Origin of the sequence: Dietzia sp. CQ4 (assembly GCF_014145125.1) — a bacterium.
Lineage (GTDB): Bacteria > Actinomycetota > Actinomycetes > Mycobacteriales > Mycobacteriaceae > Dietzia > Dietzia natronolimnaea.
Genome location: NZ_JAALDZ010000236.1, coordinates 1 through 12,177 on the forward strand (window position 1 = coordinate 1; position 12,177 = coordinate 12,177).

General features: G+C 70.8%; 13 protein-coding genes. 9 read left to right on the plus strand and 4 right to left on the minus strand.

Annotation, left to right across the window (positions count from 1 at the left end):
• The 3 genes from G6031_RS13230 to G6031_RS13240 form a co-directional block, all read left to right on the plus strand.
• A partial coding sequence (locus G6031_RS13230) for a prolyl oligopeptidase family serine peptidase (RefSeq protein ID WP_182653506.1) occupies positions 1–443 on the plus strand: 443 nt, incomplete at its 5' end.
• A gap of 258 nt (positions 444–701) precedes the next feature.
• Positions 702–1,571: an alpha/beta fold hydrolase gene (locus G6031_RS13235; protein WP_179523966.1), complete on the plus strand. Its 870-nt coding sequence runs from the start codon at positions 702–704 to the stop codon at positions 1,569–1,571.
• Between the two features lie 17 nt (positions 1,572–1,588).
• On the plus strand, positions 1,589–2,473 hold the full coding sequence (locus G6031_RS13240) for a hypothetical protein (RefSeq protein ID WP_182653507.1): 885 nt from the start codon (positions 1,589–1,591) through the stop codon (positions 2,471–2,473).
• Positions 2,474–2,487: 14 nt separating this feature from the next.
• Here G6031_RS13240 and G6031_RS13245 read toward each other — a convergent pair whose 3' ends face one another.
• Entirely contained in the window at positions 2,488–3,210 is a 723-nt protein-coding gene (locus G6031_RS13245) for a hypothetical protein (protein WP_182653508.1), read from the minus strand.
• Between the two features lie 398 nt (positions 3,211–3,608).
• Between G6031_RS13245 and G6031_RS13250 the strand changes: the two genes are divergently transcribed.
• Positions 3,609–4,982 carry a lipase family protein gene (locus tag G6031_RS13250; RefSeq protein ID WP_182653509.1) on the plus strand — a complete coding sequence of 458 codons (1,374 nt, stop codon included), beginning with the start codon at positions 3,609–3,611 and terminating at the stop codon, positions 4,980–4,982.
• A 49-nt stretch (positions 4,983–5,031) separates the two neighbouring features.
• Here G6031_RS13250 and G6031_RS13255 read toward each other — a convergent pair whose 3' ends face one another.
• Positions 5,032–5,466, minus strand: coding sequence for a nuclear transport factor 2 family protein (locus G6031_RS13255; protein WP_182653510.1), 435 nt, complete (start codon positions 5,464–5,466; stop codon positions 5,032–5,034).
• 24 nt (positions 5,467–5,490) lie between these two features.
• Between G6031_RS13255 and G6031_RS13260 the strand changes: the two genes are divergently transcribed.
• From G6031_RS13260 to G6031_RS13270, 3 genes are read left to right on the plus strand one after another with little or no spacing between them, the layout of a single operon-like run.
• A complete protein-coding gene (locus G6031_RS13260) occupies positions 5,491–6,033 on the plus strand; it encodes a nuclear transport factor 2 family protein (RefSeq protein WP_182653511.1) in 543 nt (180 codons plus the stop codon).
• Positions 6,030–6,926, plus strand: coding sequence for an SDR family NAD(P)-dependent oxidoreductase (locus tag G6031_RS13265; RefSeq protein ID WP_182653512.1), 897 nt, complete (start codon positions 6,030–6,032; stop codon positions 6,924–6,926). The genes G6031_RS13260 and G6031_RS13265 overlap by 4 nt, the downstream gene beginning before the upstream one ends.
• A 2-nt stretch (positions 6,927–6,928) precedes the next feature.
• On the plus strand, positions 6,929–7,318 hold the full coding sequence (locus G6031_RS13270) for a hypothetical protein (protein WP_179523973.1): 390 nt from the start codon (positions 6,929–6,931) through the stop codon (positions 7,316–7,318).
• Positions 7,319–7,389: 71 nt separating this feature from the next.
• Here the strand turns inward: G6031_RS13270 and G6031_RS13275 are convergent, their stop codons facing one another.
• Together G6031_RS13275 and G6031_RS13280 are read right to left on the minus strand one after the other, a co-directional pair.
• Positions 7,390–10,434 (minus strand): class I tRNA ligase family protein, encoded by a 3,045-nt coding sequence (locus G6031_RS13275; protein WP_182653513.1) that lies wholly within the window; start codon positions 10,432–10,434, stop codon positions 7,390–7,392.
• Between the two features lie 284 nt (positions 10,435–10,718).
• Complete coding sequence (locus G6031_RS13280) at positions 10,719–11,216, minus strand: DoxX family protein (protein ID WP_182653514.1); 498 nt, start codon at positions 11,214–11,216, stop codon at positions 10,719–10,721.
• A 96-nt stretch (positions 11,217–11,312) separates the two neighbouring features.
• Between G6031_RS13280 and G6031_RS13285 the strand changes: the two genes are divergently transcribed.
• Together G6031_RS13285 and G6031_RS13290 are read left to right on the plus strand one after the other, a co-directional pair.
• A complete protein-coding gene (locus tag G6031_RS13285) occupies positions 11,313–11,843 on the plus strand; it encodes a MarR family transcriptional regulator (protein ID WP_182610708.1) in 531 nt (176 codons plus the stop codon).
• Positions 11,840–12,177 (plus strand): SdpI family protein (locus tag G6031_RS13290; RefSeq protein ID WP_182653515.1); only part of this gene is annotated, 338 nt, incomplete at its 3' end. The genes G6031_RS13285 and G6031_RS13290, both read left to right, overlap by 4 nt.

Below are 12,177 nucleotides of genomic sequence, written 5' to 3' on the forward strand. Positions count from 1 at the left end.
GCCTCAACCTCTACGCCTTCTACATCCTCGCCGGCCTGCGTGACCAGCACCCCGAGTTCGAGCTCGACCAGTTCCTCACCCCGCGGGGCCGTGAGATGGTCGACTCCGCCGAGCAGCTCTGTTACGAGGACATGCGCGCGGCGGTGGGCGATTTCCAGATCTCCCAGGCGCTCACCCGGCCGGTCAGGGACATCCCGGACGTCTTCGGCCATCTCCAGCGGTACATGGGGACCCCGGCCACCGGGTACGACCGCCCGGTCTTCCTGGGCCAGGGCCTGCTCGACCTGGACGTGCCCGCGCCCTCCGCGCTGTCCCTCGCGGCGGAGATGACCCTGAACCGCCAGCCACTCGAGTTGCACGTCTATCCGGACAGGGACCACAGCGGGACGGTCTATGCGGCGACGCCGGACGCCACCGCGTTCCTGAACCGGGTGATGGGCTGAGCAGAATCCCGCAGTTGGACACGCCGTCAACATGCCGTTCCACATCGGGCGCGGCAGGAGCCGGTCGACGCCACATCAACGATGTGACGTAATCCACAATCGTTACCTACTTGTCACATGAGAATTTCCGAGTAGAGTCCTCGCCATCGCCGCGCGGGGATGTTCAGGGACTCCCCGCGCGGCTGACGTAATTTCGACGCCGCCCGCATTTCGGCCGAGGCGCCCGACTCTAGAACGTGTTCTAGTATCGTGACTCCCATGAGCTCTCTCGACTTCGAGTCCACCAGCAGGACCCTCACCGCCGGCCGCTTCGAGCTGCACTTCCACGAGGCGGGGGAGCAGAGCGTGACCGAGCCGGAGAGCACGGTCCCGGTCCTGTTCCTCCACGGTTCCGGCCCGGGTGTCACCGCGTGGTCCAACTTCTCCGGCAACTTCCCCGTCTTCGCCGAGCGATTCCACACGATCCTGCTGGACATGCCGGGCTTCGGCAGGAGCTCGGACCTGGAGTGGGAGAAGGCCTACCCCCTGATCGCCGCCGAGGCGATCGACGCGTTCTGTGAGGCCAAGGGCATCGAGAAGGTCGACATCATCGGCAACTCGATGGGCGGCAACGTCGCCTGCGAGACCGCCCTGGCCTACCCCGGCCGCGTCCGCAAAATGGCGCTCATGGGCCCCGGCGGCCTGGCGGCACCGCTGTTCACCCCCGAGCCCAGCGAGGGCTCGCGGCGCCTGTTCGACTTCCTGGCCTCGCCCTCCGACGAGTCCATGGCCGCCTGGGTCGACACGATGGTGGGCAACAAGAAGGTCGTCTCCGACGAGCTGATCCGCGCGCGGACCGAGGCCGCCACCGCCCCGGGGGCCGTCGAGCGGATGTACGCCATCTTCGGATCGATCCTCAAGCCCGAGAACGCCTACACGCCGCTCTACGCGCGGGCCTCCCAGATCCGCCAGGAGACGCTGCTCATCTGGGGCCGCGACGACCGCATGCTGCCCTACGAGCAGGCGCACTTCGCGTTCCGGCAGCTCCCCCGCGCCGAGCTCCACGCCTTCTCGCGCTGCGGGCACTGGGCGATGATCGAACAGAAGGACAAGTTCGAGCGCCTGGTGATCGACTTCCTGCTCAACTGACCCGCTAGCCTCGGGGCATGAGCGAGTCGCCGCAGCCCGACCAGCCCGCCGCGGAACAGCCCTCTGCGGAACAGCCCACCGTGGATCCGCGCACCGGCGAGGACCTGTCCTGGAAGAGCACCCCGGTCGCGATCGTCCTGCTCGACCGTCCCGCACCAGGCCACGCCGAGGTCGGCGACCTCCTCGCCGAGATCTTCGAGGGCTCCTACGAGGTCGATCCCGGGACGGACGACGATCCCGCGACCGGCGTGTCGGTCGAGGACGTCACGGTCGTCGCCACCCCGCTCGACCTCCCCGTGGCCGACGGCGAGGCGTCCCGCTACACCGAGAACCTGGCCATCTGGAACGGCGGGGAGAGCGTGGTGGACACGCATCGCTCCCAGGTCGTCGTGGCCGCCTTCCGCCTCGGCCCGACAGGCGACGACGGCGAGCCGGGCGAACCCGAGTACCTGGACCCCAGGCTCGAGACGCTCCGGTGCGAACTCGCGGTGGCCACGGTGGCCGCCGCCCTGACCGCCCTGCCCGGCGCGATCGCGGTGAGCGTCGGCGGCGCGGCCACCACCCTGCCGGCCGGCCCCTACCGCGATCTCGTCGCCGGCAACCCGCTCCCGGTGCCCGCCCTCGTCGGGGTGCGGGCGGGCATGCAGTCCGAGACCACCTCGTGCGTCTACACCAGCGGGCTCGGGCGCTTCGGCCGCCTGGACATGGAACGGCTCGACGTCGCCGGGCCCCCGGGCGCCCTCTACGGGCAGATGTGCGACCTGGTCGCGTACACGCTGGGCTCGGGCACCGTGTTCCAGCCCGGCCAGGCCCTCGAGGTGGGCGGGCCGCAGCCCCTGCTCACCAGCGTCGAGACCTCCCCGTTCACCGGGCAGCAGGTCCTGCGTCTCACGCCCGGCTGAGTACGGACCCGGCGTCAGGGCCGCCGGTTGGTGGTCCGCTCCACCACCAACCGCGTGGTGGCCGCCAGCTGGAACGGCCGGACGACGGGCTCGATACGACTGGTCAGCCGTTCCTTCTTGAGCCTGGCGATCACGCTGCGGACCAGCTCGGGCAGGGGAGTGCCCGAATGGTCGACCAGCGGGTAGATGCGGACCTCCGGGGCGACCCTCGCCATCTCGACGATCGCGTCGACATGGTCGGCCGTGCTCATCCGGTCCGCATAGGTGAACAGAAGGTGGGAGCACAGGACGAGGTCGGCCGAGTCGGAGGCCAGGGGTAGATCCGGGAGAGCGCCGGCGACGTACCTCCCGGGCGCGACCTCGAGGTCGGCGAGCATCGACTCCGCCGCGGTCCGGCGGACGGATTCGTGACCGACCACGCCGCCCCGGACGTCCCAGTCGTAGTCGAGGTCCCGGGAGTGGAAGTGGGCCAGGGATCGATCCAGGTCCGCCAGCACCCGTTCCCGCAGGTCGCCGCCACCGAGCGCGTACTGCGGATCCACCGCGATCGCGTCCCCGCCCGCCGCGCAGATCTCCGCCACCGCGCTGGCCGCCCCGCCCGGGCAGTCGACGATCCGCCCACCCAGGTCCGTGTCGTCGAGGCTGAACATGTCGGTGTACTCCGCCAGCGAGCGCGCGCTCACCAGGACGTCCGATTCCGACAGGGGTAGGTGGATGGTTCGGGGACTTGCGGTCACCTGGACGTTCTCCTCGATCAGGTCGGGATGGGCCGGTCTCGGCCGTGGTCCTCTCCGGGCCGAACCGTGGTCCGGTGTGGACCGTGCTCCCGACTGATGATCGGCCCACCCGTTCCCGGTGGGTCCGTGACGCGCGTCCTACGCCGAGGCGGGGTGGGCGAGGTGAGCGGCGCGGATCCACCGGGGTTCGCATCGCCAACACATGAGCACGTCGTTCTGCACGGCGTCACGGTAACAGCGCCCTCCGACACCGGCCACCGATTCGACACCGGTGCACCGAACCCTGACGTCCGGCCGGGAAGTGACGTGCCCCACCAGCAGAACGGACACACGTTATAGTTTTGTCCACCGCGGCATGCGCGCAGAGTCGTTCCGCCAGCACCGATACTGGAGTACACGTGAGATCACCGTCACCGGACCGGGCCGCCACCCGCGGCCTGTCCCCTCTCGCCGGGGCGCTCGCGCTCGGACTGGTCGTGGCCTTGGCTCCGGCTCTCGCGACCGGCGCGGCCCCGGAGGCCGCCGCGCAGGGTTCGTCCGACCACGGTTCGTCCAACGCCCCGGACCGGACGGCGTTCTACACCCCACCGGCGCAGCTGCCCGCGATTCCCGGCACGGTGATCCGCAGCGAGCCCATGGGCCTCACGCCGAGCGTCCCGGACCTCGTCGCGGGCGGTGCCCTGTCCGCCGACGCCCAGCGGATCATGTACCGCTCGACCGGCGCGGCGGGCGGGCCCGTCGCCGTCACCGGCACCTACCTCCAACCCAAGGCCCCGTGGACCGGTCCCGGCCCGCGACCGCTCGCCGTGGTCACGCCCGGCACGCAGGGTCAGGGCGACCAGTGCGCGCCCTCGAAGTCCATGGAGGTCGGGCTCAGCGCCCGGACGGCCCCGCTCTCGATGGCGGCCGGGTACTCGCTGATCGACGCGTACTCGATGCTCGCCGAAGGCTTCGCCGTCGTCGTCACCGACTACGAGGGTCTGGGCACGCCCGGCCACCACCCCTACGTCAACCGCGACTCCCAGGGCCGCTCGGCCCTGGATGCCGCCCGGGCCGCGGTGCGGTTGTCCGGGACCGACCTCGCCCCCGACTCCCCCACGGTCGTGAGCGGGTACTCCCAGGGCGGAGGCGCGGCCGCGGCCGCCGCCGAGATGCAGCCCCAGTACGCACCGGACCTCAACCTGGTGGGGATCGCCGCGGGCGCCCCGCCGTCGGACATGCTCGGCACCCTCGACCGCGTCGACGGTGGCGTCCTCACCGGGGCCGTCGGGTACGCCATCAACGGGATCCTGCAGGTGCACCCCGAGCTGCGTCCGGCGTTCGACCGGCAGCTCAACGACGAGGGCAGGCGCATGCTCGAGGTGACCTCGACGCAGTGCGTCGCCGAGACCGCGTTCGCCTACGGTCTGCGCCGGACCACCGAGTTCACCACGCACGGCAACTCGCTGGCCGACGCCGCCCGGTCCGAGCCCGAGATCCTGCGGGTCCTCGAGGGCTACAACCTCGGCCGCGTTGCCCCCACGGTCCCCGCGATGGTCTTGATCGGGCGCAACGACGACGTGGTCCCCCACGACACCGCGGTCGACCTGGTCCGGGACTGGTGTGCCCGGGGCGCCACGGTGGAGCTGCGTACCGCGGAGCTACCGGCTCTGGCGCCGGGGCTGGTGATCGACCACGCCCTGCCGATGCTGGCCGAACGCGCCACCAACGCGCGCTACCTCATGGACCGGGTGCACGGCCTGCCGGCCCCGGACTCCTGCGGCACCGTCTGACGCCGGACCACGGAGGGGACCGCCGGGTGGCGGGCCCCTCCGTCGTCCGTCAGGGCAGGTTGTGGTGGAAGGCCTGCTCCTGCGCGAGGCTGTCGATCCGCCAGCCCTCTGCGGTCCGGACGAACCCGAGCACGTACCAGAGCCCGTAGAAGAACACCTGCTGGTCCTTCTCCTCCACCGACCGCAGGGCCATCGGGTTGAAGCACATGCAGCGTCCGGTCGCGGTGTCGCCGTCCAGGGTCACCGCGAGATTGCCCATGAGGTGCTGGGTGGAGGCGAAGATCGGCAGCATCTCCGCCAGCCAGGTGCGCACCGCCGGATAGTCGTCCGCGGGGCCACCCGAGGCCTCGTAACTCACCCGGGCGTCCGGGGTGAACACCCTGTCCAGTCCGTCGAAGTCACGGGCGTCGATACAGGTCGCGTACCTGGTCACCAGGTCCTGGAGGTCCCAGCGATCGGACAGCTCGACCAGTGTTCGACTCATGCCCACTAGGCTAACGTGGCCCGCATGCAGTTCGAGCAGGAATCCCGCGCCCGCCAGGCGATAGAGCAGCTCAAGTACCGGTACTGGCGGGCCTGCGACGCCAAGGATCCGGAGGGGTTCCGGGCGTGCTTCGTCGCCGAGGGCGGACTCCTGGACTTCGGCCCGCTCGGCCGCACCGACCCGGACACGATGGTCGGGATCTTCCGTCAGATCGCCCTGGCCACCGCCTCCGACGGCGGGCCCCGCATCCTCGACATGCACCACGGCCTCATGCCCTCCATCGCTGTCGAGGACCCGGCGGACGGGGGCGCGCCGCGGTGCGCCACCGGCACCTGGACGTTGCAGTTCCGTCAGGTGGACCGGGAGAACGGCACCGAGACCCTCTCCACCGGCGAGTACTCCGATGTCTACGTGGTGGAGAGCGGCCGCTGGGTGATGGCCGAGTGCCTGTTCTCCCCGGGGTGGTCGATCACGCGCTCCCTCGACAGCGCGACCGTGACCTTTCCCGAGGTCCACACCGTCCGCGGAGACGAGACGGCAGCCGCGACCGCCGGGGTCGACTCGTGACCGCGCGCGTCGCCCTGGTCACCGGCGCCAGCCGCGGCGTCGGCAGGGGGGTGGCCACCGCGCTCGCCGACGCCGGCTGGACCGTGTACGTCACCGGACGCTCGGCTGAGCGACTGCAGGCCACGGTCGACGCCGCGGCCGGCGCCTCCGGCCGGGTGCTCCCCCTCGAGTGCGACCACGGCCGGGACGACGAGATCGTCGCCGTCGTCGCCCGCATCGTCGCCGACACCGGACGCCTGGACCTGCTGGTCAACAACGTGTGGACCAACCCCAAGGGCTTCATGGGCTTCAACGGCAAGTTCTGGGAGCGGCCCGCCGGGGACTGGGACGCGCTCATGGGGATCGGGCTGCGCGCGCACTACGTCGCCAGCTGCGAGGCCGCCAAGGTGATGGTCCCGCAGGGGTCGGGCCTGATGGTCAACATCTCGTCCTTCGGGTCGCGCTCGCCGTTCCACACCGTGCTCTACGGGATGAGCAAGACCGCCCTGGACAAGATGGCCTCGGACATGGCTCACGAGCTCGCCGGGACCGGCGTGTCCACCCTGTCGCTGTGGCTCGGCCTCATCCGCACCGAGCTCATCCTGTCGTTGGGGATGGACGACTTCAACGGCTTCCCCCTGGACCGGGCCGAGGACCCGACCTTCGTCGGCCGCGTGATCGCGGCACTGGCCGACGATCCGTCGCTGCCGGCGGTGAGCGGGTCCACGGTGATCACGGCCGAATACGGTCGCGAGCACGGGGTGACGAACGACGACGGCGAGGTGCCGCTGTCGCACCGGGGCGCCTTCGGCGGTGGTCCGCTCTTCCCGCCGGTGACGGACGAGCAGCTGGGGATCACGACGGTCGACGAGGTAGCCGAGGCCGGCGGGCACAACGGATTCGTGGGGAGGTGACGGTGTCTCCCCGAGGGATCGGCGAGTTCGACGACCCGCTGGAGCGCCTCGAACGCAACGAACGCCAGGCCAGCCAGGCCATCCGCTACGTCCTGCTGTCCGCCTCGGCCGTCGTCATCTTCGCGGTCGCGCTCGTCGCGGTGGGCGGCGGCATCGGCGAGGAGTGCACGGAACCCGGCGGCACGTGCCTGACCTCGGACCGGGTCGAGGTGGTGCTGCTGCCGCTACTGCTGTCGGTGATCCTGTCCGTGACCGCGGGCGTCAAGACCTACCGGCGGTGGAAGCAGCACATCAGGTGGCGGCCGTGGCTGTTCGCCAGCTACGCCATGTGGATGATCACCACCACCTACCTGATCGGCTCGTCCTCGGCGGTGTTCGTGCAGGTGGGCTGACCCCTCCCCCCGACCGGGACCTCACACCTCCCGACCCTCTCACGGCCCGGCCCTCACACCGCCCGGCCCTCTCACGGCACGATGTTGACCATCTTCCCCGGCACCACGATGACCTTCTTCGGGGTCGCCCCGGCGAGGTTGGCCTGCACCTTCTCGTCGGCCAGGGCCGCGGCCTCGACCTCGGCCGGTGAGGCGTCCGCCGCGACGGTGATGCGCGAGCGCACCTTGCCCTTGATCTGCACCGGGTACTCCACCGAGTCCTCGACCAGGTACGACTCGTCGTGCTCGGGGAACGGTCCGTGGGCCAGCGAGCCGGCGTGCCCGAGCCGCGACCACAGCTCCTCGGCCAGGTGCGGGGCGACGGGGGCCACCATGAGCACCAGTGGTTCGACGACCGACCGCGGCGCTCCCGGCCCCTCGGTCGGGTAGGCCTTGGTCAGGTGGTTGACGTACTCGATGAGCTTGGCGATCGCGGTGTTGTCGCGCAGCCCCGCGTAGTCGTCGCGGACCCCGGCGATGGCCTTGTGCAGCGCCTTGAGCACGTCCTGCGGCGGCTCCTCCTCAGTCACCCGGGCCTGTCCGGTCGACTCCTCGATCACCACGCGCCACAGCCGCTGCAGGAATCGGTGCGCCCCCACGACGTCCTTGGTGGCCCAGGGCCGTGAGGTGTCGAGCGGGCCCATGGACATCTCGTACACGCGCAGCGTGTCGGCGCCGTACTCGTCGCAGATCTCGTCGGGGGAGACGGAGTTCTTGAGCGACTTGCCCATCTTCCCGTACTCCTGGAACACCTCGGGAGCGTCGGGGGAGCCGTCCAGGTAGAACTTCCCGTCCCGCTCCTCTACATCTGCAGCGGGCACATAGACCCCGCGGGCATCGGTGTACGCGAACGCCTGGATATACCCCTGGTTGAACAGCCTGCGGTAGGGCTCCTCGCTGGTCACGTGGCCGAGGTCGAACAGGACCTTGTGCCAGAACCGCGAGTAGAGCAGGTGCAGCACGGCGTGCTCGACTCCACCGACGTAGAGATCCACTCCCCCGGGGTCACCCTCGCCGTGGATCTCGGGCCGCGGCCCGGTCCAGTAGCGCTCGTTCTCCATCGCGCACAGCTCGTCCGGGTTCGTGGGGTCGATGTAGCGCAGCTGGTACCAGCTGGAGCCGGCCCAGTTGGGCATCACGTTGGCGTCGCGGGTGTAGGTCTGCACCCCGTCGCCGAGATCCAGCTCGACGGTCATCCACTCGGTGGCCTTGGCCAGCGGCGGGGAGGGCATCGAGTCGGCGTCGTCGGGGTCGAAGGACACGGGCTTGTAGTCCTCGACCTCGGGCAGTTCGACGGGCAGCATCTCGTCGGGCAGCGCGTGCGGGACGCCGTCGGAGTCGTAGACCACGGGGAACGGCTCGCCCCAGTAGCGCTGGCGGGCGAAGAGCCAGTCCCGCAGCTTGTACTGGACGGTCCCCTCACCCGTGCCCTCGCCCTCCAGCCAGGCGATGGTCGCGGCCTTGGCCTCGTCCACGCCCAGACCGTCGAGCGACAGCCCGCGCTCGTTGGTCGAGTTCACCGCCACGCCGTCGCCCGCGTACGCCTCGGCCCGCACGTCCAGCTCGCGCCCGTCGGCCGGGGCCACCACCTGCACGATCGGCAGACCGAAGGCCGTGGCGAACTCGTGGTCCCGGGAGTCGTGGGCGGGCACGGCCATGATCGCCCCGGTGCCGTAACCCATCAGCACGTAGTCGGCCACGAACACCGGGACCTGCTCGCCGTTGACCGGGTTGACGGCGTAGGCACCGGTGAAGACGCCGGTCTTGTCCTTGTTCTCCTGGCGCTCCAGATCGGACTTGGTGGCGGCCCGGCGGCGGTACTCCCGCACGGCCTCGGCCGGCGAGGAGTGCCCGCCGGTCCAGCGCTCGTCCAACCCGCCGGCGGAGCCGCCCGCACCGTCCACCCCGCCGGGAGCGTCGCCCGCCTCAGGCCAGAACGGCCCGGCCAGCTCGTCGACCAGCGGATGCTCGGGCGAGAGCACCATGTAGGTGGCGCCGAACAGCGTGTCGGGGCGGGTGGTGAACACCTCGATGGACTTCTCCGCCACGGCGAAGCGGACGCGTGCGCCCTGCGAGCGGCCGATCCAGTTGCGCTGCATGGACTTGACCTTGTCGGTCCAGTCCAGACGGTCCAGGTCGTCGACCAGCCGATCGGCGTAGGCGGTGATCCGCATCATCCACTGGGAGAGGTTCTTGCGGAACACGGGGAAGTTGCCGCGCTCGGAGCGCCCCTCGGCGGTGACCTCCTCGTTGGCCAGCACCGTGCCCAGCCCGGGGCACCAGTTGACCTGGGAGTCGGACAGATACACCAGCCGGTGCGAGTCGAGGACCTTCTCCTGCTCGGCCGCGGTCAGATCGGACCACTCCCGTCCGGCGAACCCGGCCGGCAGCGGGCGGGCACCGGAGACGAACTGCTCGCGCAGCTCGGCGATGGGCCGGGCGCGGCCGGTGCGGGTGGGGTGCTCGCCGCCGTCGGTGGTGCGGGCGGGCGCGTCCGGGTCGTACCAGGCGCCGTGGATCTGCAGGAAGATCCACTGCGTCCAGCGGTAGAACTCGGTGTCGGTGGTGGCCACCACGCGCCTGCGATCGTGGCCGAGCCCCAGGCGCCCGAGCTGGCGCTCCATGTTGACGATGTTGGCCTCGGTGGTGACCCGCGGGTGCTGGCCGGTCTGGACGGCGTACTGCTCGGCGGGCAGGCCGAACGCGTCATAACCCAGGGTGTGCAGGACGTTGGTCCCGAGCATGCGGTGGTATCGGGCGAAGACGTCGGTGGCGATGTACCCCAGCGGGTGACCCACGTGCAGGCCGGCGCCTGAGGGATACGGGAACATGTCCTGCACGAAGAGCTTGTCCTCGGGCGGTGACGACCCGTCGGCGGCCGCGAGGGGGCCGACGGGGTTGGGGGCCTCGAACGTCCCGTGCTCGGACCACTCGCGCTGCCAGCGGGACTCGATCCGGCCGGCGAGGTCGGCGCCGTAGCGGTGGGCGGGCCCGGCCTGGTCGGTCTGCCCGGACTGGTCCGTCTGCGCGCCGGTGACGGACTGATCTGCGGTGACGGTCTCGTCGCTGCTGCTCACGGTTGTCTGCTCTCCCTGGATCCTCGCCGGTGCCCACACGCAGGCTTCGGTCAAGCCTAAACCCTGGACCGGGTCGGGCCTCGCCAGCGTGTGAGCACCGCCCCTCGGGCGCGGGCCGCCCGTCGCCGAGGACCGGTGCTCCCACCCGTCGGGCACCGGGAGTCCCACCCGTCCGGAAGAGCGTTCCGAACGCGTTTCGCGAGTGCGGAGTGTGCGGAACGCTCTTCTCGATGTGCTCTTATCGAGTCGGCCTTGTCGATGTGCTCTCGCCGGCCCGCTTCGGGTCAGGCCGTCGTCCTCCGGGCCCCGGCGGCGCGACGGCCCGCGATCAGCGCGTCGAGGCTGTAGCGACCGGTGCCGACCAGGCCGAAGACGGCGACGGCCAGCCCGATCACGGCGACGAGCTCCCAGCCACCGTTGGTGGCGTAGATCCCCGCGCCCTGGTGGACGAACAGGTAGGCGCCGAACATCACGACGACGACGAGGACCGCGACGACCTGGGTGAGCAGCCCCAGCACCAGCAGGATCCCTCCGGCCAGCTCCACGACGCCCGCGAACACCGCGGCGGCCTGGGCGGCGGGGATCCCGACGGAGTCGAAGAACTGGCCGGTCGCCCCTGCGCCGTTGGTGACGAGCTTCTCCCAGCCGTGCGCGATCAGGACCACACCGAGCAGGACCCGGGCGAGCAGCAGGCCGATATCGCGGACGATCCCGGGCACGGGGAACAGGCGGGTCTCCGCCGCGGCGGTACGGGAGGAGGGGACGGTCGTCGTGGTGCTCATGTCTGTGGTCCTTTCGGGTCACACATCCGGATGATGCGTCACACACTTCTATCCCCGCACTAGGTGTCGTGTCAACTATGAGGGTAGAGTGGAGTCATGACCGAACCGCTGCCGAGCGACCACGTGAGATGGCTGACCGACGAGGAGAAGGCGCTCTGGCGCGACTACCTCGCGATCCAGGGGCGCCTTCACCTGGCGATCCAGCGCGACCTCAAGGCCACCTCGAGCCTGACGGAGCCGGAGTTCGAGGTGCTCGTGTACCTCAGCGAGGCCGACGGCCCGCTACGGATGACCGCGCTGTCCGACGTCCTGCAGTGGGAACGCAGCCGGCTCTCCCATCAGGTGACCCGCATGGTCCGGCGTGGACTCGTCCAGCGGACGAGCTGCCCCACCGACGGCCGGGGCGCGTTCGTCTCCGCGACCGAGGAGGGCATGCGGGAGATCGCGGAGGCCGCACCCGATCACGTCGCCACCGTGCGCCGGGAGTTCCTGGACCGGCTCAGTGAGCAGGACAAGCGCGAGCTCGCGCGACTCCTCGCGCTGGTCGAGGGATCCACCGGGGAGGGTCCGACGGGGGATGAGGCGAATCGGAAATCCCCCGTCGCGGGCGTACCCTCGGGGGCGTGAACGCAGTGCTCGTGGTGGTCGTGGTGCTCCTGGCGTGTCTCGCCCTCGTGGTCGGGGTCACCGGCCTGTTGGGACTGCTCGGTCGACTGCCGGGCAACGGCGTCCTGGGCGTCCGCACCCCGGAGACCCGCCGCTCCCCCGAGGCCTGGACGCTCGCCAACCGCGCGGCCGGGCCCGCCCTGCTCGGCTCCGGCCTGATGCTCCTGCTCGGTGCGCTGGGCGTGGGTCTGATCGGGGGCTGGGTGGGTGGACTCGTCGTCGTCGTCGCCCTTCTGGGTGCGCTCGTCCTGCTCAGCGTCGCCGGCCTCGCCGGCTCCCGCGCCGCGGCGCTCTG